The organism is Clostridium sp. SHJSY1 (genome assembly GCF_031626875.1).
Taxonomy (GTDB): domain Bacteria; phylum Bacillota; class Clostridia; order Clostridiales; family Clostridiaceae; genus Clostridium.
In genome coordinates, this window is record NZ_JANDMF010000065.1 from 1 (window position 1) to 25,468 (window position 25,468).

At 28.1% G+C, this 25,468-nt stretch carries 20 protein-coding genes, 2 tRNA genes and 1 rRNA gene; 20 read left to right on the forward strand and 3 right to left on the reverse strand.

Translation table 11 applies throughout. The annotated features are described in order from the left end of the window. Position 1: 1 nt before the first annotated feature. The 15 genes from NNC19_RS21080 to NNC19_RS21150 all read left to right on the forward strand — a co-directional run bounded on the left by NNC19_RS21080 (position 2) and on the right by NNC19_RS21150 (position 15,524). A tRNA-Ala gene (locus tag NNC19_RS21080) sits at positions 2–77 on the forward strand. A gap of 280 nt (positions 78–357) precedes the next feature. Beyond that, positions 358–504: a hypothetical protein gene (locus tag NNC19_RS21085; RefSeq protein WP_310940670.1), complete on the forward strand. Its 147-nt coding sequence runs from the start codon at positions 358–360 to the stop codon at positions 502–504. A gap of 92 nt (positions 505–596) precedes the next feature. Further along, complete coding sequence (locus tag NNC19_RS21090; protein WP_310940671.1) at positions 597–1,040, forward strand: hypothetical protein; 444 nt, start codon at positions 597–599, stop codon at positions 1,038–1,040. 59 nt (positions 1,041–1,099) lie between these two features. Then, positions 1,100–1,549: a VanZ family protein gene (locus NNC19_RS21095; RefSeq protein ID WP_310940672.1), complete on the forward strand. Its 450-nt coding sequence runs from the start codon at positions 1,100–1,102 to the stop codon at positions 1,547–1,549. 222 nt (positions 1,550–1,771) lie between these two features. Further along, on the forward strand, positions 1,772–3,268 hold the full coding sequence (locus NNC19_RS21100) for a hypothetical protein (RefSeq protein WP_310940673.1): 1,497 nt from the start codon (positions 1,772–1,774) through the stop codon (positions 3,266–3,268). A 13-nt stretch (positions 3,269–3,281) separates the two neighbouring features. Then, the gene (locus NNC19_RS21105; protein ID WP_310940674.1) at positions 3,282–5,141 is read left to right on the forward strand and encodes an LTA synthase family protein; all 1,860 of its coding nucleotides are present in this window, start codon (positions 3,282–3,284) and stop codon (positions 5,139–5,141) included. A gap of 34 nt (positions 5,142–5,175) precedes the next feature. Further along, positions 5,176–6,141, forward strand: a complete 966-nt coding sequence (locus NNC19_RS21110) for a glycosyltransferase family 2 protein (RefSeq protein WP_310940675.1) — start codon at positions 5,176–5,178, stop codon at positions 6,139–6,141. Positions 6,142–6,151: 10 nt separating this feature from the next. Continuing rightward, positions 6,152–6,559 carry a GtrA family protein gene (locus tag NNC19_RS21115; protein ID WP_310940676.1) on the forward strand — a complete coding sequence of 136 codons (408 nt, stop codon included), beginning with the start codon at positions 6,152–6,154 and terminating at the stop codon, positions 6,557–6,559. 260 nt (positions 6,560–6,819) lie between these two features. After that, complete coding sequence (gene fusA / locus NNC19_RS21120) at positions 6,820–8,913, forward strand: elongation factor G (RefSeq protein ID WP_310940677.1); 2,094 nt, start codon at positions 6,820–6,822, stop codon at positions 8,911–8,913. Between the two features lie 172 nt (positions 8,914–9,085). After that, entirely contained in the window at positions 9,086–9,322 is a 237-nt protein-coding gene (locus NNC19_RS21125; protein WP_310940678.1) for a hypothetical protein, read from the forward strand. Between the two features lie 80 nt (positions 9,323–9,402). Then, entirely contained in the window at positions 9,403–10,359 is a 957-nt protein-coding gene (locus tag NNC19_RS21130) for an ROK family protein (protein ID WP_310940679.1), read from the forward strand. 332 nt (positions 10,360–10,691) lie between these two features. Beyond that, complete coding sequence (locus NNC19_RS21135; protein ID WP_310940680.1) at positions 10,692–11,939, forward strand: competence/damage-inducible protein A; 1,248 nt, start codon at positions 10,692–10,694, stop codon at positions 11,937–11,939. A gap of 155 nt (positions 11,940–12,094) precedes the next feature. Then, the gene (locus NNC19_RS21140; protein ID WP_310940681.1) at positions 12,095–13,024 is read left to right on the forward strand and encodes a CPBP family intramembrane glutamic endopeptidase; all 930 of its coding nucleotides are present in this window, start codon (positions 12,095–12,097) and stop codon (positions 13,022–13,024) included. A 194-nt stretch (positions 13,025–13,218) separates the two neighbouring features. Beyond that, positions 13,219–14,052 (forward strand): methyl-accepting chemotaxis protein, encoded by an 834-nt coding sequence (locus NNC19_RS21145; RefSeq protein WP_396136468.1) that lies wholly within the window; start codon positions 13,219–13,221, stop codon positions 14,050–14,052. A 236-nt stretch (positions 14,053–14,288) separates the two neighbouring features. After that, entirely contained in the window at positions 14,289–15,524 is a 1,236-nt protein-coding gene (locus tag NNC19_RS21150) for a hypothetical protein (protein WP_310940682.1), read from the forward strand. A gap of 58 nt (positions 15,525–15,582) precedes the next feature. Here NNC19_RS21150 and NNC19_RS21155 read toward each other — a convergent pair whose 3' ends face one another. Further along, positions 15,583–16,320: an NAD-dependent protein deacylase gene (locus NNC19_RS21155; RefSeq protein ID WP_310940683.1), complete on the reverse strand. Its 738-nt coding sequence runs from the start codon at positions 16,318–16,320 to the stop codon at positions 15,583–15,585. Positions 16,321–16,528: 208 nt separating this feature from the next. Between NNC19_RS21155 and NNC19_RS21160 the strand changes: the two genes are divergently transcribed. From NNC19_RS21160 to NNC19_RS21170, 3 genes are all read left to right on the forward strand, one after another. Then, a complete protein-coding gene (locus NNC19_RS21160) occupies positions 16,529–19,729 on the forward strand; it encodes a thioester reductase domain-containing protein (protein ID WP_310940684.1) in 3,201 nt (1,066 codons plus the stop codon). A 158-nt stretch (positions 19,730–19,887) separates the two neighbouring features. Next, a 5S ribosomal RNA gene (rrf, locus tag NNC19_RS21165) occupies positions 19,888–20,004 on the forward strand. 6 nt (positions 20,005–20,010) lie between these two features. Further along, a tRNA-Phe gene (locus NNC19_RS21170) sits at positions 20,011–20,086 on the forward strand. Positions 20,087–20,143: 57 nt separating this feature from the next. Here NNC19_RS21170 and NNC19_RS21175 read toward each other — a convergent pair. Further along, positions 20,144–21,049 carry a LysR family transcriptional regulator gene (locus NNC19_RS21175; RefSeq protein WP_310940685.1) on the reverse strand — a complete coding sequence of 302 codons (906 nt, stop codon included), beginning with the start codon at positions 21,047–21,049 and terminating at the stop codon, positions 20,144–20,146. A 407-nt stretch (positions 21,050–21,456) separates the two neighbouring features. Between NNC19_RS21175 and NNC19_RS21180 the strand changes: the two genes are divergently transcribed. After that, positions 21,457–22,815, forward strand: coding sequence for an enolase C-terminal domain-like protein (locus NNC19_RS21180; RefSeq protein ID WP_396136469.1), 1,359 nt, complete (start codon positions 21,457–21,459; stop codon positions 22,813–22,815). A gap of 186 nt (positions 22,816–23,001) precedes the next feature. Continuing rightward, positions 23,002–24,312, forward strand: coding sequence for an SLC13 family permease (locus NNC19_RS21185; RefSeq protein WP_310940686.1), 1,311 nt, complete (start codon positions 23,002–23,004; stop codon positions 24,310–24,312). Positions 24,313–24,404: 92 nt separating this feature from the next. Here NNC19_RS21185 and NNC19_RS21190 read toward each other — a convergent pair whose 3' ends face one another. After that, the gene (locus NNC19_RS21190) at positions 24,405–25,082 is read right to left on the reverse strand and encodes a uracil-DNA glycosylase (RefSeq protein ID WP_310940687.1); all 678 of its coding nucleotides are present in this window, start codon (positions 25,080–25,082) and stop codon (positions 24,405–24,407) included. Between the last annotated feature and the right edge of the window lie 386 nt (positions 25,083–25,468).

Below are 25,468 nucleotides of genomic sequence, written 5' to 3' on the forward strand. Positions count from 1 at the left end.
TGGGGGTATAGCTCAGTTGGGAGAGCACCTGCCTTGCACGCAGGGGGTCAAGAGTTCGAATCTCTTTATCTCCACCAGTAAGAAAAGCTATGAATTTTAATTCATAGCTTTTTATTTATTTAAAGAGTTAATTTTTTAAAGAGAGAAAGGAATAATAGGATAGATTATCGATTAAAAGAATATTTTGTATATATTATGGTGGGAAATGTAGTAATTTAACTATTAATAATTATGTACATTGGTGTATAAATTTTATATAATGAAGATAAAAGTTAGAATTATAAGAATAATAACATTTAATTCATATAGACATTTGTAGAGAAAAATAAATTGTCTTAAAGAATGGAGAGTGTTTTGGTGCGTAAGATAGAGGAGTTAGAGAACAAGTTAAAAGAATTAAAATTAGAAAAAAGACAAATTTTGTTAGCGAGAAAAGATACAGACATGATAGACGAAAAAATAAAAGAAATTGAATTAAAATTGAAAACGGTAAAGAGTAATTAGATTTGAAGGTGAATAAAAGTACATATACAAGCATATAAAATCATAGAATATTAAAACAGATTTATTTAATTAATATGAAGGAGTGCTGGTAAATGATACGAACAGTGGTATGCCAAAAAGAAGGTTGTTGCGGAAATAAATTTTACATTCAGAGTATAGATAACAATTTGCAGGCTATATGTAAGGATTGTGGTAGTAAATATATATTTGATATAAGTTATTATGATTTTATTATGCTTTCAAGTTGTTCATCCTGCAATAATGATACATTTAAACTTTTTAAAGATATTGAGAAAGAGGGAATTTATGCAAAGTGTACTGAATGTGGAGCACCACCTGAAAAAATATATGTAGATTCTGATGGAGTACAAGTATCTTATGAAGCAAAATTATTACATGATATTAAAGAATTGATGTATCAAGTGGAACAAAGAGTATGTAATCTTGAGATTAAGATAGAAGATATGGAAAGAGGACAAGATGTCTTAGAGGAATCACTAGCATATATAAACAAATATATTATACAGCAAAGATAATACCAATATAATTTGAAAGACTTTATGATAAATAGTATTAAAGCAGGTAGGAGAAGAAAATGAAGATTAAACAAAGAAAGGTACTTAGATGGAGTTTATTTATTTTCTGGATAGGATTAATATTTATAATGTCTCAACAACCAGGAGATATATCTAGTGAACAAAGTGCAATAGTAGTTAAACTATTTTCAGTCATAGGAGTAGACTTAAACGGTTACTTTGGTAGTATGGGAACATTAATTGTAAGAAAATGTGCTCATTTTACTGAATATTTGATATTATTTATATTAACATATAGAGTCTTAATATTGTATATGGGGAAAAAAGCATCAAAATTATATGCTATTATGTTTGTATTTTTATATGCATGTTCAGATGAGTTTCATCAAAGTTTTATAGCAGGAAGGGGACCAGCATTTAGAGATGTTTTAATTGATACAGCTGGAGGAATATTTTCTTGTTTAATAGTTAGTATAAAAGAAAGTATAAGAAATAGAAATAATAACTAAAAGATCACATTTTCAGTAATTTGAAAATGTGATCTTTTAGTTTATTTAAAACGAAAAAATAGAATGTAGATTTTAATGATTAATTATATGATTTATTTATAATAGTAAGATAAGTACAATGAATATTAAGAAATTTTTTATAAAATAAGTAAAAAAAGTAGGACGATTAATGATATAATGATTATTGGTATTTGTAAAAATAGATAGTGGAGGAATTTCTTGATGAAATTTAAGGAAGTAAATAAAGATAGATTCAAAGGATTATTTTATTTTATATTTGCAATAATAGCAATATTAATAATTATTTTTGTGTTATTTAGATATCCACAACAAGGAGTTGCAGATCAAGGTGACTTTGATAGAGTTATGACATCGTCAGGACTTTCTGTACTTGATTCTGATAAAGCTAACCCTGATTTTAAAAGATTTTACAATTATATAGTTACAGATTATAAAATATCATGGGATACACTAACATTTCTAAAAACATTAATTGGAAGTAGTATTGGATATATAATTTTAATAGTTTCAATGATATGTAAGATTTGTGGTAGTGAAGTTTTTAAAACTCAATATCTTGCTATAGCATATGGTTTTATATATGTTGTAGGATTAGCTTTATTATTAAAAAACTTGAATATAAAAAGTAAGTTTAAACTAATTTTTTTAAGTGCTATTATTTTATTAGTTTTTTTAGATGGAAATTACTTGATTTGGTTTAATAGTTTATATGGTGAACCTATGATGATTAGTACTTGTATTTTATTTATAATTTCTTTTCTTAATTATATAAATTATAAGTATGTAAAAAAAGGAAAAGATAAACTTGTATTAAATATAGTATATGTATTTATAGCGGCATTTTTGTTCTTAGGATCAAAGATGCAGGTTTTATCAGCATTACCTTTTGTAACTATTTTACTAGGAAAAATTTTGTGGGATAACAGAAAAATTATAAAAAAGAAAACGTTAAATAAATTATGTATATTATTTATAGTAATTATTATTTATCCAATTCAATTAAATAAAGTAAATGGGAATATAAGCAAAGATACCCAATATAATTCAGTATTTTATGGAGTGTTAAATGGATCTGAAACTCCAGAGCAAGATTTAATTGATATGGGATTAAACCCAGATATGGCTGTTGAAGCAGGGAAACATTCATATGAAGATATTAGTAAATATGAAAAGTATGCTCCTAGAACAGAGATAACTGAAAATGAATTTTATAGTAAAATCAGTAATGGTAAATTAGCAGTGTTTTACTTAACACACCCAAAGAGACTTATTGAAGGTATGGAATATACAGCTAGTGAAGCTTATAGAACAGGTACATCTTTAGGAAAGTGTTCAAGAGAAGATAGTGAAAAATCAATAACAGAACTTAATAGATTTACAACTTGGTCAAATTTTAGAGAAAAATATTTACCTAATAATTTATGGTTTATAGTTGGAGTATATATATCTATAATTATTGTTTCAACAATAATTTTAATGAAAAATAAAAGAAATGAAGAAGTGAAGAATAAGATAATTTTATTATGGTGTGTTATGTTAATAGGGGCTATTCAATTTCCAATGCCTTTTATGGCAAATGGAAAAGCTGATACTGCTAAGCAATTATTTCTCTTTAATTTTGTTTTTGATATGATGCTAGTTACATCTGTTAGTTGGATATGTTTTAAGTTTATAGATATGCTTAGGATTAAAAAGTAAGGAAGTAATATTAATGATGGTAAAAAGTTGTAGAGATTTTATAATAAAAATATTTAAAGAATTAATTATATTAAAGAGAAAGTTATTAGAAACAAACATTAGTAAGTTACGTTTAATTACAGTAGTAAGTTTAACAATAAAGACTATATTATTTTTAGCATTAATTCAAGTAGGATCAGCAGATATAATAAAACCAATAAATTTAAATTTTAAATTTACTTTTATTTATGTAGCTTTTATTTTGTTGTTTTACTCAATAGGATATTTGTTTTCAAAGAATAAGCAGATTATTTTTCAAATTATATTTAATTTACTATATAGTGCGTTAGTAATAGCTGACTTATGGTATTTTAGAGCCAATAATTATCTTTTAGGCTTAAGAAATTTGTTTTATAGTGGTACCTTTAATCCTTTAGGAAAATCATTATATAATTTTAAACTTATAGATGTAATCTTTGTTATAGATATTTTAGTAATTTTAATATGGATTATAGTAAAGAAAATAAGATGTGTGGAAGATAGAAGTCTTGGGAAATTTAGCTTTACAATAAGATATTCAATAATTATTATTTTACTTTCATATATAGCATTAGATGTATTGGGAATAAGTGATTGGGATGCTAAACTTGTAAAAGCTGGTTGGAATGTACCTATGACAACTAAAGCTGGTGGACCAATAGGATATCATATTGTTGAAGCTGGAAAGACAATAATAAAAAAAGTAAATGGAGAAAGTACAAAGGATAATTCAAAGATAGAAGATTGGATTAATGAAAATCAAGAAAATTTATCACCTAATGAATATGAAGGAATAGCTAAAGGAAAAAATGTTATTTTTCTTCAAATTGAATCACTAGAGAATTTTGTAATCAATAAAACTGTTAATGGAAAAGAAATTACTCCGTTTTTAAATAAAATTAGTAATAAAGGATTATACTTTAATAATTTCTATGAACAAAATAATGCAGGAAATAGTATTGATTGTGATTTTATGGTGAATTCGTCTGTATTTCCTTTAGGGGGAAAAATAACAGGGTTAAATTATAGTGAAAATGTCTATTTGAATTCTTTACCAAGAATATTGAATAATCAGGGGTATAATACTATAAGTAGTCATGCGGAAGAATTAGGAGAATTTAATTGGGGAGAATTACATAAAAATAGTTTTGGAGTACAAAAAATATGGAATATAAATGATTATAAGTATGAGGAAACTGTTGGGTATGGACTATCAGATAAAAGCCTTTTGGGTCAAATTTCAGAAAAGCTGACAAATGAAAAAGCTCCATTTTTCTTGCAAGTTCCTACATTATCAAGTCATGGACCATTTAATATAAGTGATGAATATAGGGAACTTGGATTACCAGAAGAAATAGATAAAAGTTACTTAGGTGGATATTTTGAAAGTGTGCATTATACAGATAAACAGATTGAAATGTTCTTTAATAAATTGGAGGCAGAAGGTTTATTAAAAAATAGTGTAATAGTTATATATGGGGATCATACAGGAGTTCATAAATACTATAATGAAGATATACAGAAGTTAAGTTATGATGGAGATTGGTGGAAGGAAGTAGATAATAAAATTCCACTTATAATATATTCAGAAGGTCTTACTCCTAAATTAGTGGAAGCTCATGGTGGACAAGTAGATTTACTACCTACTATTTGTTATTTACTTGGAGTAGATGAAAATAAGTATAAAAATAGTTCTATGGGAAGAGTTTTGATAAATACTAATAAAGATGCTACAATAATAAAAAATAATAAGATTGTGGGTAATGTAAAGAATGAGGAAGAAAAACAGCATTTACTTATGGCTTATGATATTGGTGAAAAAATAATAAAGAGTAATTATTTTTCAAGAAAGTAAACACAAATTATCAATCTAACCTGGAGGAAGAAAAATGAAACAAACATTGTATTTAGTAATACCATGTTATAATGAAGAAGAAGTATTACATGAAACAGCAAAACGATTATTAGAAAAAATAGAACTAATGATGGAAAATGGCAGTATAAGTGGAAGTAGTAAAATAATGTTCGTAAATGATGGGTCAAAAGATAAAACCTGGGATATAATAAATGAGTTACATAATGAAAATGAAATATTTAGTGGAGTGAATCTTTCAAGAAATAGAGGACATCAAAATGCATTGTTAGCAGGACTTATGACTGCTAAAGAACATTCAGATATGACAATATCATTAGATGCAGATTTGCAAGATGACATAAATGTAATTGATAAATTTGTTGAAGAATATTATAAAGGTAGTGATATAGTTTATGGTGTACGTTCATCTAGAGCAACAGATACATTTTTTAAAAGGACTACAGCATTAGGGTTTTATAAATTTATGAGCATTCTTGGAGCAGATGTTATGTATAATCATGCAGATTATCGTTTAATGAGCAAAAGAGCATTAGAAGGATTAAGCCAATTTAAAGAAGTTAATTTATTCTTGAGGGGATTGGTGCCACTAGTTGGATATAAATATTCAGTTGTAGAATATGAACGTCATGAGAGATTTGCTGGAGAATCAAAATATCCATTGAAGAAGATGATAGCTTTCGCTTTAGATGGAATAACATCACTTAGTATAAAACCAATAAGAATAATAACGGGATTAGGATTTTTTATATTTATCATGAGTTTTATTGCTCTAATCTATTCTGTAGTTGTAAAGCTTCTTGGCAAAGCGAGTTTAGGTTGGGCATCAATAGTAGTATCGATATGGATGATTGGTGGAATACAACTTCTATGCCTTGGAGTAATTGGAGAATATGTTGGAAAGATATATAATGAAACAAAACAAAGACCAAGATTTATTATAGATGAAATATTAATAAAAAATAGTAATGTTAAAGAATAGGTGAAAGAGTATGGAAAATTTTTTGTTTAAAGCAAAGAATATGTTCTTCTCTAAAGAATTTATTAGTTTTGTTTTTATAGGAGTAATAAATACTTTTAATGGAGTAATATTTTCTTGGATTTATTCAAGTTTTTTTAATGAAAATCTAGCTTTTATATTTGGATACATATCAGGCCTTATAATTTCATATTTACTTAATAGTTTAATTACTTTTAAAGAGAAACTTGAGTTTAAGAAATTTATAAGGTTTGCAATTTCATATATACCTAATTTTATAATTCAAAACATTGTTGTTATACTAGTATTTAATGTTATGGGAATAAATAAATTAGTAGCTTATGTATTAGCAGCAGCAATAGGAGTACCTATTACTTTTGCATTTATGAAGTTATTTGCATTCAAAAAAATTGAGAAATAAAAAAAGTTATCTAAATTAGAATTAAGTTTCTAATTTAGGTAACTTTTTTTGTGTGAGAAATAAGTTGCCTAAATTATATAGTAAAAGTATGTTAAAGGTATGTTAATTATTTGTGTTTTAAATAAGGACTATTTTATTCAAGGCTAACATAAAGTTTATAATGATACGGGTTTTGTTTATAACATGTTGTAATCTTATTAAAATGTTATGGAAGGTAGGTGAAGCCAAATTTTAAGTATTCTTAATGATTTGGCGCAAATATGAAAGATTATTGTATTAATAATTTAAGAAATGTAGGCTTAATAGGACATAGTTCTACAGGAAAAACTTCATTAACAGAAGCATTACTTTTTTATTCTAAGACAACAGATAGGTTAGGAACTATTGAAGACGGAACTACAATATCTGATTTTGATCAAGAAGAAAGGAAAAGAAAAATTTCATTATCAGCATCTATAGTTCCTTTGGAGTGGGAAAAAATAAAAATTAATTTAGTAGATATTCCTGGATATTTTGATTTTGTTGGAGAGAGTATAGAAGCAATGAGAGCTGTAGATGTTGCTACAATAGTAGTTTGTGGAGCTACTGGAGTCCAAGTTGGTACAGAAAAAGCTTGGGATTATTGCAATAAAATTAAACTACCAAGGACCTTTTTTATAAATAAGTTAGATAGAGAAAATTCAAGTTTTGATAAAGTATTTACAGAGCTTAAGAATACCTTTGGAATAAGTGTTGTACCTATTCAATATCCAATAGGAAAGGAAAATGAATTTGTTGGAGTTATAAATGTTATTACTAAAAGGGCACGTATTTTTAATCCTAAAACAAAAAAAATGGAGGAAGGAGCAGTGCCAGAAAGTCTTATTGAAAAGGTAGAAGAATGTAAAAGGATGATTACAGAGGCTGTTGCTGAAACTGATGAAGCATTATTAGATAAATACTTTAGTGAAGGTGAATTATCTGATATGGAAATATATGAAGGATTAATAAATGGATGTGCATCAGGAGATATAGCACCTGTTATGTGTGGTTCTTCAACTAAGGTAATAGGAATGAACACTTTGCTTGAAGATATAGTAGAATGTTTTCCATCTCCAAGATATGCTATTAAACAAAAGGCAATAGAGTTAACTAAAAATAAGGATATATATATAGAATTAGAGGAAGATAAGCCATTTTCAGCTTTAGTATTTAAAACCATAGCAGATCCCTTTGTTGGGAAAGTATCCTTATTTAGAGTTATGACAGGAAGTATCTCAGGAGATATAAATGTTATAAATACAACAAAAGATAAAGTAGAAAAGTTATCACATGTATTCTTTATGAGAGGAAAAAGCCAGATAATGGCGGATAAGGTGGTTGCAGGAGATATAGGAGCAATAGCTAAATTACAATATACATCAACAGGAGACACTTTATGTGATCCAAATTTTAAAATTGTATATGATAATATGAATTTCCCAAAACCTGTAATGTCAAAGGCAGTATTGCCAAAGACCAAAGGTGATGAGGATAAGATATCAATAGCCTTAAATAAATTATTAGATGAAGATCCTATATTTACAATTTCTAGAGATATAGAAAATGCTGAAACTATAATTTCTGGACTTGGAGAAACTCATTTAGATGTAATAGCAAGTAAACTTAAAAATAAATTTGGAGTAGAGGCTATATTAAGGGAGCCAAAGGTTCCATATAGAGAAGCAATAAAGGGAAGTTCAGATGTTCAAGGAAAGCATAAAAAACAATCAGGAGGACATGGACAATATGGAGATGTAAAGATTCTCTTTGAAGCTAGAAGTGATGGAGAAAAAGACCTTGAATTTGTAGATAAAGTTGTAGGAGGAGCAGTTCCTAGAAATTTTATTCCTGCTGTAGAAAAGGGATTAAGAGATTGTATTAGGCATGGAGTATTAGCAGGATATCCTGTTATTGGGCTTAGGGCAACATTGCATGACGGTTCATATCATCCAGTTGATTCTTCAGAAATGGCATTTAAAATAGCTGCATCTATAGCATATAAAAAAGGATTAGAAAGTGCAGAGCCAATTTTATTAGAACCAATTATGCATGTGGAAATATTAATTCCTGATGAATATATGGGAGATGTAATTGGTGACTTGAATAAAAAAAGAGGAAAGGTTCTAGGTATGGAGCCAGAGGAGAATTTACAAAAACTAATAGCAGAAGTTCCAATGGCTGAAATGTTTAAATATGCAACAGATTTAAGGTCTATAACACAAGCAAGAGGAAATTTTTATATGGAAATTAAAAAATATGAAGAAGTTCCACAAGTTGAAGCTTTAAAAATAATTGAAATGAGAAAAGATATAAAAGAATCAAAACATGAGTAATAGAAAAAGAGGAGGACAGGGTATATATGTCCTTCTCCTTTGAATAAATATGAATAGAAGTAAAAAGCATGGATAAAATAAATATGAATACTATTCATAAATCTATTGAATATAAGCATAGATATATATTTAGTTATGTTATAACAGTAAAGTAGTTAATAGGAGGACTAGAATGTCAGATTATAAGATGGATATTAGAGGTGAAATAGGTTTAAGTGAATATAGTAATATTCATGATTATCTTGGAGTAGTAGACAAAAATGATAGTTTTACTATTACCTTAAATAGTAGCAATGAACATGAAATAAGTATTATAGATTCTATGTTGAAAGATAATAACTTCAATATAATTAAAAAGGGGTATGACAATTTTGGTATTTATTATATAACGGCATATAAGACTAAATAAGATTTGTAAAACTAGCCTGTTTTTGATAAGATTAAAGGTAAGATGTAAACATTTTATCATGAATTATCTAGGAGGTTTATATGAAAGCATACGTTATTGGAATAGACTTAGGTGGGACGAAAATAAGTACTGCATTGGCTACTTTTGATGGAGAAGTATTACAAAATGTTATAGTTCCTACTAAAGCTGAAGAAGGGGAAATTCCTGTTTTAAATAGGATAATAAGAACAATAGAAGAGGTATTGGAGAAATCTAATGTAAAAATAGAAGAGGTTGAATCAATTGGGATAGGGTCACCAGGACCATTAAATGCTGTTACAGGTGTTATTATTACTACTCCTAATCTTCCATTTAAGAATTACAATTTAGTAAAACCATTAAAAGAAAGATTTGATATACCAGTTTATTTAGACAATGATGCAAATGTTGCAGCAATTGGTGAATTTATGTTCGGTGCTGGGAAAGGTAAAAAAAATATAGTATATTTTACAGTAAGTACTGGAGTTGGTGGTGGAGCTGTATTAAATGGTGACATATATAGAGGAAATACATGTAACGCTCTAGAAATTGGACATACTACTGTAGCACCTAATGGGCCAAGATGTAACTGTGGAAACATAGGGTGCTTAGAGGCTGTATCATCAGGAACAGCAATAGGAAGAAGAGGAAAAGAAGCTGTAGCTACAAATGTTGAAACATCATTAAAACAATATGAAAATGTAACATCATATGAAGTATTTAAAGAAGCTGAAAAAGGTGATACTGTATCTAAGGATATTGTAGAAGATGCTTTAAATTATCTTGGAATTGGTGTTGCAAATGCAGTAGCTATATTTGATCCTGAAATGGTTGTTATTGGTGGTGGTGTTACACAAGTAGGAGACATATTATTTAATAAGGTAAGACAGGTTGTTAATAGAAGATGTTTTAAAAACATGGCAGAAGCATGTGAAGTAGTTCCTGCTGGACTTGGAAGTAACGCAGGTGTAGTAGGTGCTGTGGCATTGGCTATTCTAGAAAGTAAAAACAATAAATAAATAGTATATAAGGTGTATTAAAATTTAAGTGGTTTTTTAATACATCTTTTTGTATATGTAAGGAATAAATCATATATATATTACATATCTTATGATTGTAAGCACTAAATTCTTTTTCTCATACATATTAAAACAAAAAAATCTAAATTCCAAATTGATATTTTACTACACTTTTTATTGTAGTGAGAAAAAGAATTTATTATATATATGCTATTCCTAAGAAATTAGGAATAGCCCATATGCTGAATTTTTAAGGGAGCTATGCTCCCTTAAATTAATTCTAGATATGTTATAATATTTATATATAAAAAGTGTTAGGTGGAGTGATTGATATGAAAGCAGAAATAATTGCAGTGGGTACAGAAATATTATTAGGTGATATTATTAATACTAATGCCCAATTTTTATCTAAAGAGTTAGCATCTATAGGAATAGGCGTTTATAGACAGGAAGTTGTGGGAGATAATGAAGAGAGATTGCTTGAAGCATTGGGAGAAGCTTTAAGTAGAAGTGATATTGTTATTACTACAGGTGGTCTTGGGCCTACTGGTGATGATTTAACAAAAGAAACAGCATGTAAGTATTTTAAAATGAATTTAGAGTTGCATAAAGAATCATATGAAGTTCTAGAATCTATGTTTAAAAGAGTAGGAAGAGAAGTTACTAAAAGCAATTTGAAACAAGTTTATTTTCCTAAAGAAGCAAAAGTGTTACCAAATCCTAATGGGACTGCACCTGGAGCTATATTAGAGAAAAATAATAAAATAATAATAATTTTACCTGGCCCTCCAAGAGAAATGAAACCTATGTATATTGATTATGTTAAAGATTTTTTGAAACCAATGGGAAATGGGGTAATAAAATCTGAAGTAGTTAGAGTATTAGGTTTAGGAGAAAGCTTTGCAGCAGAGAAGTTAAAGGATATAATAGAAGCAGGTATTAATCCTACTGTAGCACCTTATGCAAAAGAGGATGATGTTATTTTCAGGATTACAGCAAGTGGTAAAGATGAAGAAGAAGCTTTAAGATTAATAAAACCTACAAAAGAAGCTGTTATATCAAAATTGGAGTTAGATTATTATGGTGAAGGTGAAGATACTACAATAGAAGAGGTAGTGGCAAATTTACTTATAAGTAAGAAATTGACCATTTCTACAGCAGAGTCTTGTACTGGAGGAATGATAGCTAGTAGGCTTATAAATTTTCCAGGTATATCAGAAGTATTTTTAGAAGGAGCAGTTACATACTCCAATGAAGCAAAAGTTAGAACATTAGATGTTAAAGAAGATACTTTAACAAAATATGGAGCAGTAAGTGAAGAAACTGCAAAAGAAATGGCTATAGGAATTTCTAAGAGAACAGGATCGGATATAGGAATAGTTACAACAGGGATAGCTGGACCAGGTGGTGGAACTGAAGAAAAACCAGTTGGGTTAGTATATATCGGATTATATTATAAGGGAAAAATTAAAGCTTATAGACATGTTTTTAATGGAAATAGGGCAGAAGTTAGAAGAAGAGCAACCATTACAGCATTGGATAAGGTAAGAAGGGCTATATTACAAGATAATATAGTTTAATAAAAGAATCAATCCCCCTTAAATTGATAAGAGGGATTGAAACGTATATAAATAAAATGGGGGAGAGGCGATTATAAAAGCATCTCGCTTCATTAATAATTATTTCCTTACAATGAAATAATTATACATGATAAATGAAATAAGGAGGAGAATTAATGAAAAAGTTATATAAGAGTAATATCTATTTCTTACTAATTCTAATAGGATCAATTATTATTCCATATGGATTAAGATATATATATTTCTTTTTAGGGGTTAGAGATACAAAAGTTATGCTTCTTGGAAACCATATAATTATATTTTTTATACCTGCAATAATTTATTTAATAGTCACAAAAAGTAATTTCAAAGAAACACTTAGACTTAATAAATTGCATTTAAAGGATATAGGAATAGTAATTTTAATAGCCATAGTTTCATGGCCATTAATGATGTGTGTTTCAGCTATAGGATCAATGTTTACAAAAAATAATTTAGCAGAGTATGTGACATCTATATCTTCAACCCCATATATAATTATGGTATTACTATTTGGAGTTATGCCAGCTATTACTGAAGAGATTAATTTAAGAGGAATTGTTTTATCAGGTTATGATGGACAAACTAAGTTTAAAGCAGCTATAATGACAGGAATATTATTTGGTATATTTCATTTAGATTTACATCAATTTTTATATGCCACAGCATTAGGTTTTTTAATGGCATATGTGGTAAGAGTTACGAATAGCATATTTTCTTCTATGTTAATTCATTTTATAGTAAATACTTTATCTACAACTATGCAAAAAGTTAATTTTACTTATAATAGTTCTAATATAAATGATGCTAAATCAATTGACCCAACTAGTATATCCTTAGATTATAAATTTGCAGTAATACAAGTGGCTGTTTTCTTAGGTATTTGTTTTGCTGGATTAGTTTATAAATTAATAAAGGTATTGGAAAGATTAAATGATGAAAGAATTTCTGAGTGGAAAGTAGATATGTCACGAGATGTTGCAAGTGTTGAAAAAGAAAAAATTATAAATATTCCATTTATAGCTATAATTATAGTTTATATAATAGCTATGATATTCATTAGGTAAATAAAGCTACCTCAAATACAAATAATTTTGGGGTAGCTTTATTTGATGATTTTTTAAAGTATAAATGTAGAAAAATGTACATTTATTGGACATAAGGAATCTTTTATATTAAAATCTTTATATAGCCTCAACTCTTTAATAGAGTGTAAGCTTGATTTAGAATAATTAAAATAAAAGGGGAGTAAAAGAGAAAAATGATTGATAGAATTTCTGAGAATACTAAAATTAATGAATTATATAATGTTATTCCATATCTTGAAGTGATTTTTGATAATGAAATATCTATGGCAATAACAGATAAGGAAAAATATTTATATGCAAAATATTGTGATGAGTTGTCTTTAGGTGTTGATAAAGGAGCTTTAATTCCTAAAGGTGGAGCTATAAGTGATGCATTAATAAGCGGACAAACTATTTCAAAGATTGTTCCAGAACATGTTTACGGAGTTCCATTTAAATCATATGCTATTCCAATAAAAGAAGGAAATGATGTTGTTGGAATTTTTGTAGTAGGAAAAAGCTTAGCTAGAAAAAATGAAGTAAACAATATTGCAAAAAACTTAGCAGAATCTTTATCTCAAATTTCAGTTGGAATTAATGAAGTTGCTTTAGGAGTACAACAATTAGCTACAATGAATGAGGAAGTTCTACTGGAAAGCAAAGATGCAAACAATAAGACTAAAGATACTGACCAAGTAGTTAGTTTTATAGAGGGAGTTTCTTCGCAAACAAACTTATTAGGGTTAAATGCGGCAATTGAAGCTGCAAGGGCAGGTGAAAATGGTAGAGGTTTTAGTGTAGTTGCACAAGAAATAAGAAAATTATCTAATTCCTCATCTGAATCTATTAAAAAAATTGATTCTGTTATAAAAAATATATCTACATCTATTAAAAATATAACCGATAGATTAACTTCAGCTAATGAAGTTTCTCAAAATCAATCAGCAGCATTAGAGGAAATAACAGCATCTATTACTGAATTAAGTGTAACTTCAAAACTTTTAGAAGAACTATCTGAAAAGTTATAGAAGGTGAGATTTAGATAGTACATATTCAATTAAGTAAGTTAATACTTTATATTCTTAACCATAAATATGGGAATATTCTTTACCGTATTTATGGTTACATGGGAATATTTTTAATAAAATGTTAGTAAAAATGCTAGCTTAGGCAAATTTAAGGGATAATTAAAGAATATGGGATATCTAAAATATAAAGTTTATAATACATGGATAATAATTAAATAAAAAGAAAGGAAGAGAAAATGTGGTTCAATAATAATATAGTAAATATAGAAACGCATAAAGATATAAGTAAGAGGAGTAGGTTTAAAAAGATTATTAATATTATAAATGATAATAAACTAGTAGCAATAATATTCATTTCTATTATAGCTTTGATTATTAGAATGAACTATTTGAATAATGCAGGTGGAGACTATGATGGCTTTTTATCAGATTGGTCTAAATATTTAAGGGACAATGGAGGCTTTAAAGCAATAACATCAGTAGAAACAGATTATAATGCTATTTATTTATATTTTTTAGCTTTATTTACCTACATTCCAATAAAAGATTTATATCTAATCAAGTTTTTGTCATTTACATTCGATTTTATTATGGCATTAGCTGGGTATTTTTTAATATCATATTTTAAGAAAGATAGTCATAATAAAAATATATATCAAATAGCAGTATTTTCAGGTATTTTATTAATGCCTACTGTAATTTTAAATAGTTCTAGATGGGTACAGTGTGATTCTATATATACAGCATTTCTATTTTTCTCATTATATTTCATAGTTAAGAAAAAGTATAATATATCTTTTATATTATATGGAGTAGCCATTACCTTTAAGTTGCAAGCAATATTTTTATTTCCTGCTTATGGAATCATTTATTTAAAAAATAGAGAATTTTCTATTTTAAAATTTTTATGGATTCCGTTAATTAATATTATATTATATATACCTGCAGTAATTATAGGAAAGCCTATATCATCAATCTTGGATGCCTATATTTGTCAAACTGGCAAATATGCCTATAAAACTACATTGGGATATCCTAATATATATTATTTTTTCTCAACTGACAATGTTAGTTTAATTAAACCAGGAATTATTTTTACTATGTGCTTATTATCTCTTCTTATGCTATTTGTATTGTATAAGAAAGAGAAACTTGGAGATAAAGATATTATAGAATTAAGTATAACAATAATTTTTTTAGTAACATTTTTCTTGCCTGAAATGCATGATAGATATGGTTATGTAGCAGAAGTACTATCAATAATATACTTTATTATAATAAAAAAAGATTGGCTTATTCTGTTAATAATAAATATAAATGCTATAGCAACATATGCATCATACCTTGATGGTGTTCCAGAAGAGGTTATGCCTATAATAGCTGTATATCAGTTTGTTGTTGTAGGATATTTTATGCTTAAGTTGATTAGTGATTGCATAAAGCAAGGGAATTCAAGAATTTGTGAAAGCTAATATTAAATAAGGAGCTTATAGATATTTGAATTTATAAATATCTATAAGCTTTAATTGATTAAATATTTTTAATAGCTTCCCCTAAAACTTTGCCAATAGAATCGTGAATAACAAGGTTAGCTTTACTATCAGCAGAAGTTGTACTCTTATTAATTAAAATAAGATTTTTTCCTTTAAAGTAATCAATAAGTCCAGCTGCTGGATAAACAACAAGAGAAGTTCCTCCAATAATTAAAGTATCAGCCTGTGCAATTGCCCTTATTGAATTCTGAATGATAGATTCATCTAACCCTTCCTCATAAAGAACCACATCAGGTTTTACCTTTCCACCACATTTAGAACAAGTTGGTATATCTTTTGATGCTAATATGAACTTTTCATTGTAGAATGTACCACATTTCATACAATAATTTCTTAAAACAGATCCATGAAGCTCATAAACAACCTTGGATCCAGCGGCTTGATGAAGTCCATCAATATTTTGAGTAACTACTGCTTTGAGTTTGCCTATTTCTTCAAGTTTAGCAAGAGCTAAATGCCCAGAATTTGGTTTGGCTTCCTCATATATAAGTTTATCTCTATAGAAATTAAAAAATTCTTCTGGATATTTAATAAAAAATGTATGTGATACTAATTGTTCAGGAGTAAAAGTCATATTGAGTTTTTTATTAAATAATCCATTAGCACTTCTAAAATCAGGAATACCTGATTCAGTACTCATACCTGCCCCTCCAAAAAAAACTATATTGTTACTTGTTTTTAAAATCTGAGTTAACTTTTCTATTTCAATACTCATAAAATCATCTCCCAATATTTGATTAAGTTTATTATGACACAAATTATAAATAAAATAAATCTAGCCTGATTTGGTTAAATTTATTAATTTTTTGTAGACAAACGTTATAATTTCCGTTAAAGTTGTAGGACTAATATTGTATAACTACAAAAATAGGAATAAAATTACAATGAAGTCGAGACATTAAAATATTAAGAGGTGAAAATCAATGAAATACTACATTAAAGGACATCAACAAAATTTTTGGAACTTACTAAAAGAAAATGCAATCAACAATGAAGATGAAGTTTGTTTTAGTTTTTATGAATATTCTGGGGAAGAAAAACAATTAATAAAATTAACAAGAGGTGATTTAGTTGATAAGTCATCAGCTATTGCAGCCACATTAAAAAATAGACAGGCTAAAAAAGGAGATAAAGTAGTTATTTTCTCAACACAAACAGCAGATAATGTATTATCAGCTTTTGGCTCAATATTAGCAGGAACAATATTCACAATAATACCACCACCAACAGATTCCAATAAAATGATGAGATTTCTATCAGTTGTGGAATCTTGTAATCCTAAATTTATATTATGTGGAGATTTGATTCAAGGAGAAATTACTGAAGTTTTAGAAAAAGTAAGAGAAGATAAAAAGTATAGTTCATTATTACAAGATATACAAGTAATTAATGTAGAGAATTGTAGTGAACAAAAGAACTTTATTCCAGAAGAGATATCATTAGATGATACTGTATATATCCAATATTCTTCAGGGTCTACAAGTGCACCAAAAGGAGTTATGGTATCCTATGGTAATCTTGTAAGTGCGGTTAATTTAAGTATTGAACCTATACAAACTAATAGGATATTTGGATGGGTTCCGTTCTTCCATAATCTAGGACTTGTATTTTTAATATTTACATCTGCATTAGATAAGGATATTTCTATAGGAATTATGTCACCACAAGCCTTTCTTGAAAAACCATCTAGATGGTTTGAAGGAATAAGTGATTTTAAAGCAGATAGTACACTTGCACCAAATTCAGTTTATGAATCATATCCAAAGTTAGTTCCTGCAAGCAAAATAAAAGGCCTAGATTTATCAATGTTAAAAACATTATTAAATGGATCTGAATTAGTAACTTATTCAACTATGAAACAATTTGCTGATGAATATAAGGATTTTGGAATTACAATAGATAAATTCTTAGTGGGATATGGACTAGCAGAGGCTACTTGTGGAGTTACTGCTAATACTTATTACTCAGAAGAGGAAAGAATTAAGATTGATTTTGATAAATATCAAGCAGGAAAATTAGCATTAGCAAGTGAAAATACTGCAAATGAAATTGAATTTGTAGGTAATGGAGAAGCTATTAAAGATGCAATTATAAAAATAGTAAATCCAACTACACTTGAAGAATGTGCAGATGATGAATTTGGAGAATTATGGGTTCAAGCTCCTTTTGTAGCTCAAGGGTATTATGAAAATGAAAATGCTACAAGAGAAACTTTTAATGGAGAACTTAAAGGCCATAAAGGTAAGTTCCTTCGTACAGGAGATTTAGGGATTATAAAAAATAGAAAAGTGTATATTACAGGGCGTATAAAAGAACTTATAATCATCAATGGTGTAAATATATTACCAAATGATATTTCAGTAAAGTTAAAGGAATCAATAGCAGAATTGAAAGATGCTACTATTGTTCCATTTTCAGTAGTTAAAGAAGAAAAAGAAAGATTAATTATTATCTCAGAAATATCAGAAAAGGTGGCAAAGGAAGCTAATTTAAGTGAATTAGTAAATAAAATAAATTCTTGCATATCAAAATATTTTGAAGTATCACCTTATCACACTGCGTTTGTAAAAGAAGGAGTGCTTCCAAGGTCAGATAATGGAAAAGTATCAATAATGAAAGCTGCTAGTTTTTATAAAGAAGAAAAATTAAAGTTAATAGATTTGGGAGAAAAGGATAATTTAAAAGAAAATAATGAACCTATAAAATATAATACAGAAACAGAAAAAGCATTAGGGGATATTATTAATAAAGAATTTTCCTATAAAGCAAGAATTAAAGATAACTTATTAAATTTAGGAATGGATTCATTACAAGTATTAGGACTTACTACTAGTATAGAAAATATGTTTTCTGTAGGTATTCCAATATCATTTATATTTGACAATCCAACAATAGAAAAGGTAGGAGAATATATTGATAAAACTTTAAGTGGAGAAGATGTAAGTTTATTAGAAAAAGACAAGAGTTATTTATATGATGAAGTTAGGCTAGATGAAAGCATTCGACCTAAAAAGTATGAAACTGAAAATCCTCTAATGAAGAATGTACTAATAACTGGAACTACTGGATTTGTTGGAGCATACTTGATTAATACACTAATATCAGAGACTAAAGCAAAACTTTATTGTCATGTAAGAGCAAAGAATGAAGAAGATGGATTTAGAAGATTAAAAGAAAATTTAGAATATTACAAGTTGTGGAAAGATGAGTATAAGGAATATATTGTTCCAGTAGTAGGTTCTCTTGATAAGCCATTATTAGGAATAAAAGAAGAAAAGTACAATCATCTTACTAAAATTATAGATACTGTATATCATAATGGAGCAATACTTAATTTTATATATCCATATGAAAGATTAAAAGATACTAATGTATTAGGAACTGTAAGAACTATTGATTTTGCATGTCAAGGAAAGCAAAAGTACTATAACTATATATCATCATATAGTGTTTTTGATAATACAAGTCATTTTAAGAAGAGAGTATCAGAAGATGATCCACTTTCAAGTTGCACAGGATATTTCCTATCATATAGTGAAAGTAAATGGGTATCAGAAAATATAGTACATGTTGCAAGAGAGAGAGGCTTAAGAGCAGCTATATATCGTCCAGGAGAAATAACTGGGGATAATAAAACAGGAATATGGAAATATAGTGATTCAATTAGTAGAACAATTAAAGCTATGATGCAAACCAAAACTTATCCAGATATAGATATGAAAATACACATGACTCAAGTTGATTATATAGCTGAAGCTATAATATATATTTCAAGACAAGGAAAATCATATGGAAAAGCTTATAATTTATTGAATAGTGTTCATATTCCTATTAATGAATTAGGAAGAATAGTTAACGAATGTGGTTATGAAACTAAAGGTATTGATTATGCTACTTGGAAAGAAAATTTATTCAAATCAGGTAGTGAACATCCATTAAAGTTATTAGAATCTCTTTTCAAGATAGTGAAAAAGAATCCAAGTGAAAACTTTGAAAGTAGATATGGTGAAATGGCACCAGTTTTAGAAACTACAAACACAGATAAAGCTTTAGAAGGTACAGATATTAAATGTGAACCTATGAATGCAGAATTAATAAGTAAATATTTAAAGAACTTTGTTTAGAATAAGAAAAATAGATATGGAACTAGAGAAATTTTTCTAGTTCCATTATTTTAATATGTAGATAAAGTTTGATTGTTTGTGTTATATGTAAAATTAATAAAAAATTATAGAAATAATGTTTGACATAATTTAAGTTTATAGATATAATACTATTTGTATCTGGTGATAATGGCATAGAGGAAACACTCCTTTCCATTCCGAACAGGAAAGTTAAGCTCTATAGCGCTAATGGTACTGCATGGGAGACTGTGTGGGAGAGTAAGACGTTGCCAGGTAGATGTGGCTCGATAGCTCAGTCGGTAGAGCAGAGGACTGAAAATCCTCGTGTCCCTGGTTCGATTCCTGGTCGAGCCACCAGGAAAAAGAGGACGTTGCAAAGTGATTTTGTGACGTCCTCTTTTTATATATTTATTATTATTTTTCTGGAAAATGATAATTTTTAGCATAGTTAATAAATATATTTTCAGCCTCATTTATTACTAGATTTGTTCTATATGCTAAAACATTGTAGCGATATAGTTTGGGAGAAAAGAAAAAATAACTGATATTTTTATTAGGTTTAGCACAGGAGGCTGGAACAAAAGCAATTCCAACACCTTTTGCTACCATGTCTATTATAGCAGCCATACTATTTAATTCGCAGACAGTATCAGGAGAAAAATTACTAATTTTAAAAATGTTATCTGCAATACTACGTATTGTGGAATCTTTTTTTGACAAAATAAAACTATCAGTTTTAAAAATTTCCTCTAATTCTGATGTGATAATTTGATTTGATTCATTTTTATGAATTAGACAATAATTATGAGTATTTGGTAATGCAAAAACAACTTCCTCTTCACGTAGCACTACATAGTTAACTGAGAGCTCATCTAATGTATTAACAGACATAATAGCAAAGTCTATTTTACCCAAATTTATATCTCTTTTTATTGAAGGAACAGAATCTTCAATAATTTCTAAGATAATGTTTGGAAAGGATTTCTTATATTCTGAAATAATGTTAGTAATCATATTAAGTCCCCATTGAGAGGTGATTCCTACACTTATACGTCCAGTACCAGATAGGTTTTTTATATTTTGGTATAGTTTCTTTTTTATTTGAATTACTGTTTTTGCGGATTCTACATACAAGACACCAGCAGGAGTAAGTGTCATTTCGTTTTTAGTCCTATTAAATAGTGGAGTATTAAGTTCAGCTTCTAACTTAGAAAGATATTGACTCAAAGAGGATTGTGAAACAAAAAGATTCTGTGCCGATTTAGTCATATTTTTTTGTTGCGCAATTTCTATGATATATTCTAAATGTTTAATATCCATAAATATCTCCATTTCTTATTTATAAAATTGTAGTTTTATACTGAATGTTGTATCAGTATTTGATAAAAGAGTTGTCATATAAATTTTACACAAAAATTTTATATTGATGACTCTTTTGTCAATTAATTACCATTATTCTATCTCTTATGAGAATAACATTAATTACCTTTTACGACAACTATCTTATCATTTAAAGGTTATAGATTATATATATTGAAGTAGAAATTTTATTGGTTTTTAGAGATTTATATTATTTATGAAGTATTAGATAATGTGATTGATGTGATTATATTTATGAATTGGAGTTTGTAAACGTATAACGGTATACTAAAATTAAGAATTGGATAGAACACTACTCAATGATTTTATAGTTGAAGATTATTAAAAAATAAAGGAGAAAAAATATTATGAAAAAAACAGGAAGTCCTATAGTTACAGATATGAGGGTAATACCTGTAGCTGGATATGATAGTATGTCAATGACATTAAGTGGAGCACATGAACCAGTTTTTACAAGAAACCTTGTGATTTTGATTGATAATTCAGGACATACTGGAGTTGGAGAAATACACGGTGGAGATTATACATGTGCGGCTTTAGAAAGTTGTATACCATTAGTTGTAGGTAAAGAAGTAGGAGCATATCGTTCTATTTTAAACAATATTCACAAAGTGGCCAGTGGTGCTACTAAAGTAGAAGGCGATGATGGTGAAGGAATCCAGACTTTAGATATTAGTAAGCTTAAGTTTGTTGTTAAATCTGAATGGGCAATTGAATGTGCATTACTAGATTTGCTAGGTCAGTATCTTGAACTACCTATGTGTGAATTATTAGGTGAAGGAAAACAAAGAGATAAAATTGAAACATTAGGATATCTTTTCTATGTATCAGATAAAAATAAAGCGAAAAATCTGCAATATTTAGATGAAAGCAATAGTACTGATTCTTGGTTTAAAATACGTCGTAATGAAATGCTTACTACTGATAAAATTGTAGAACAGGCCATAGCTTTACAAGAAAAGTATGGATTTAAAAATTTTAAGCTAAAAGGTGGAGTTTTAGAAGGCAAAAAGGAAATGGATGCAATCAGAGCACTTAAAAAGCAGTTTCCTAATGGAAGAATTAATATAGATCCTAATGGTGCATGGAGTCTTAAAGAAGCAGTTGAGTTATGTAAAGATATGAAAGGAATTCTTACTTATGTTGAAGATCCTTGTGGACCTGAAGGTGGATATAGTAGTAGAGAAATAATGTGTGAATTTAAAAATGCAACCAATATTCCTGTAGCAACTAATATGATTGCGACTGATTGGAGACAATTCTATCATGCAGCTTCACTTAAGTCTGTTGATATTGTACTTGCAGACCCTCATTTCTGGGGAATGAATGGAAGTATCAGGATGGCACAAATTTTAAATGATTGGGGTCTTACTTGGGGATCTCATTCAAATAACCATTTTGACATTACATTAACTGTATTTGCTCATGTTGCAGCAGCAGCACCAGGTAATCCAACAGCACTTGATACACATTGGATTTGGCAGGATGGACAAAACTTATGTGAAAATACACCACAAATTAGAAATGGATATCTTGAAGTGCCTAAGGGACCAGGACTTGGTATTAAATTGGATATGGAAAAAGTTATGGCAGCGAATACTCTTTATAACAAACTTGATAGTCATGATAGAGATGATGCAAAAGCAATGCAATATTTAATTCCTAGTTGGAAGTTTAATCCTAAGAAACCAGCATTAATAAGATAATTAAAATCAATACACAGTATAGTTTTCCTATAATCATATCTGTGTATTGATTTAAGAAAAAATAATAAATTGAAAATGTTAATAGAAAAGTAAATTAAAATAAATAAAATGTACTAAAAAACACATTTTGTGAAAACGTTTTCGAAAAAAGATGTTGAAATTAGTGCAAATATTGGGGGATAAAAAATGACATATACAGCTTTTATTGGTTTTACAATGATGATAATAATTACGTACCTATTATTAAAAAAGAAAGTTAGTACATTGTTAGCATTTGGTGTTGTACCTATTATTGGAGCAATATTAATAGGTTCATCTTTAAATGATATAGCAAAATATGTTACGAAAGGATTAGATATGACACTTTCATTAACAATGATTATGCTATTTTCATTACCATATTTTAAGTTGATGGATGATACAGGACTTTTTAATACAATAGTTAAATGGCTTTTGAAGCATACAAAATTACAGCCTATAACTCTTGCTATAATATCAGTTATAATTCCAACAATAATAGAGATAGATGGTTCAGTTATTTCAGCATATGTAATTACTATACCACTATTACTTCCATTATATAAGAAGTTAAAAATGGATCCAAAGGTATTGCTATTCTTATGTTCAGCAGGGATGTGTTTTGATTATATACTACCATGGAATGCAAGAACATTAAGAGGAGCAAGTTTATTAAAATCTATAGACAATGCACCAAACTTTATTTTTTCAAAATTAATTCCAATACAAATTGCTTATCTTGTAGTCCTTATAATGCTTGCAATTATTTTAGCAAAAATTCAAATGAAAAAAGGAGCAGGACTTGCAGAGGGAGAATTGGATAATAGTGATTTAGAAGAAGCTTTTAAAGAAACTGAATTATCACGTCCTAAGATGTTTTTACCAAATCTTATATTAACAATATTAGTTGTTGTTGGATTAATAGTAGTGAAAGTTCCAAATTACTTTATGTTTGCTTTAGGATTAGTACTTGCACTTGCAATGAATTATCGTGATTTAAAACTACAAAATAAATTATTAAGTAAATATGCAGCAGAATTATATCCAACTGCTCCAGCTGTATTATTATCAGGAGTTGTAGTTGGTGTTTTACAAGAAAGCGGAATGATGGATCAGATGGTTAATGTGTTAGTTAATATTATTCCTACTGGACTTGGAGCATGGGTATATATAATTATAGCTCTAATAGGTGCACCACTTATGTTTGTATTCACAAATGATACATGGTACTATGCATTGATTCCAATTATTGCAGGAATATGTAATAAATTTGGAGTTCCAACTGAATTTGTTGTACTTGCATTAATGATGAATATAGGAGCTATGGTCTCACCAGTTGCACAACCACAAATTTATCTAGCATGTGATTTGGCAGATCATACTGAACTTGCAGATTTTGTTAGATTTGCATTTCCACTGTTCTGGATATTAACAGTTATTTGGGTAGTTTTAGGTATGGTGTTACGTATCTTTGTATAAAATATATTTAATAAAATCTATATTATATTAAAAAAAGAATGGGGGTTGCTTAAAATGATTAAAAAAACCATTTTGCAACACCTCATTCTTTTTTATATATTTTCAATTTGCCAATCTATGGGCTCTATGTTTAATGATTTTAATATGTTGTTAGTTTGAGAAAATGGCTTACTTCCAAAAAATCCTCTGCTAGCAGAAAGTGGACTTGGATGCACAGATTGTAGTATATGATGCTTTTTATTAGTAATTAAACTTTTTTTGCTTATAGCATTATTTCCCCACAATATAAAAATTATAGGATTATCTCTTTCATTTAAAACAGATATAACTTTGTCAGTGAATATCTCCCATCCTTTGCCTTTATGTGAATTTGCATTACCAGCCTGAACAGTAAGAACTGTATTTAAAAGTAAAACACCTTGATCAGCCCATTTTTTCAAGTATCCATTATTAGGAATATAGCATTCTAAATCACTATGTAATTCTTTAAAAATATTTTTTAATGATGGAGGTAAAGGGACACCTGGCTGTACTGAAAAACTTAATCCATGAGCTTGGTTAGGTCCATGATAAGGATCTTGACCTAATATTACAACTTTAACATCATTATAATCAGTATAGTGAAGAGCATTAAAAATATTATGCATATTTGGATAGATTGTTTTTGTTGTATATTCTTGAACTAAGAAATCATGTAGTTTAATGTAATAATCTTTTTGAAATTCATTTCCTAAAAATTCGTTCCATGTATTTTTTAATATTTGTTTCATAATATATCACCCGAATTTAGTATAACACAAAATTTCAATATAATTTATATATGTTTTGAGCTTAAATTACATAAATAGAAAGAATATTCTAAAAAAGTAATAAAACCTATCCTAGCATATCAATATACGAAAATAGAAGAAAATATAAATTAAAATGATTATTTGGATAATAATGTTGATATTTGATGAATTGTACAAGTTGAATAAGGACAATATGTGGTAAGATTAATCTCGTTGCTGAGGCAAACAAAAACAACAAAATGTTTGTAAAAAATAAAACAAAAAAGTTGTTGACAAGGTTTTGCTAAGGTGATAAGATAAGAAAGTCGCTTGAGGGCGACAAACAAATTGGTCTTTGAAAATTGAACAGATTATATAAGTTAAAA

What these genes read in the sequence shown, in the direction of transcription:
- NNC19_RS21145 (WP_396136468.1), top strand. Translation starts at nt 13,219, where the DNA reads ATGATTGATAGAATTTCTGAGAATACTAAAATTAATGAATTATATAAT.
- NNC19_RS21110 (WP_310940675.1), top strand. Translation starts at nt 5,176, where the DNA reads ATGAAACAAACATTGTATTTAGTAATACCATGTTATAATGAAGAAGAA.
- NNC19_RS21150 (WP_310940682.1), top strand. Translation starts at nt 14,289, where the DNA reads ATGTGGTTCAATAATAATATAGTAAATATAGAAACGCATAAAGATATA.
- NNC19_RS21180 (WP_396136469.1), top strand. Translation starts at nt 21,457, where the DNA reads ATGAAAAAAACAGGAAGTCCTATAGTTACAGATATGAGGGTAATACCT.
- NNC19_RS21160 (WP_310940684.1), top strand. Translation starts at nt 16,529, where the DNA reads ATGAAATACTACATTAAAGGACATCAACAAAATTTTTGGAACTTACTA.
- NNC19_RS21175 (WP_310940685.1), bottom strand. Translation starts at nt 21,049, where the DNA reads ATGGATATTAAACATTTAGAATATATCATAGAAATTGCGCAACAAAAA.
- NNC19_RS21135 (WP_310940680.1), top strand. Translation starts at nt 10,692, where the DNA reads ATGAAAGCAGAAATAATTGCAGTGGGTACAGAAATATTATTAGGTGAT.
- NNC19_RS21100 (WP_310940673.1), top strand. Translation starts at nt 1,772, where the DNA reads ATGAAATTTAAGGAAGTAAATAAAGATAGATTCAAAGGATTATTTTAT.
- NNC19_RS21105 (WP_310940674.1), top strand. Translation starts at nt 3,282, where the DNA reads ATGATGGTAAAAAGTTGTAGAGATTTTATAATAAAAATATTTAAAGAA.
- NNC19_RS21095 (WP_310940672.1), top strand. Translation starts at nt 1,100, where the DNA reads ATGAAGATTAAACAAAGAAAGGTACTTAGATGGAGTTTATTTATTTTC.
- NNC19_RS21140 (WP_310940681.1), top strand. Translation starts at nt 12,095, where the DNA reads ATGAAAAAGTTATATAAGAGTAATATCTATTTCTTACTAATTCTAATA.
- fusA (WP_310940677.1), top strand. Translation starts at nt 6,820, where the DNA reads ATGAAAGATTATTGTATTAATAATTTAAGAAATGTAGGCTTAATAGGA.
- NNC19_RS21115 (WP_310940676.1), top strand. Translation starts at nt 6,152, where the DNA reads ATGGAAAATTTTTTGTTTAAAGCAAAGAATATGTTCTTCTCTAAAGAA.
- NNC19_RS21185 (WP_310940686.1), top strand. Translation starts at nt 23,002, where the DNA reads ATGACATATACAGCTTTTATTGGTTTTACAATGATGATAATAATTACG.
- NNC19_RS21155 (WP_310940683.1), bottom strand. Translation starts at nt 16,320, where the DNA reads ATGAGTATTGAAATAGAAAAGTTAACTCAGATTTTAAAAACAAGTAAC.
- NNC19_RS21130 (WP_310940679.1), top strand. Translation starts at nt 9,403, where the DNA reads ATGAAAGCATACGTTATTGGAATAGACTTAGGTGGGACGAAAATAAGT.
- NNC19_RS21125 (WP_310940678.1), top strand. Translation starts at nt 9,086, where the DNA reads ATGTCAGATTATAAGATGGATATTAGAGGTGAAATAGGTTTAAGTGAA.
- NNC19_RS21090 (WP_310940671.1), top strand. Translation starts at nt 597, where the DNA reads ATGATACGAACAGTGGTATGCCAAAAAGAAGGTTGTTGCGGAAATAAA.
- NNC19_RS21190 (WP_310940687.1), bottom strand. Translation starts at nt 25,082, where the DNA reads ATGAAACAAATATTAAAAAATACATGGAACGAATTTTTAGGAAATGAA.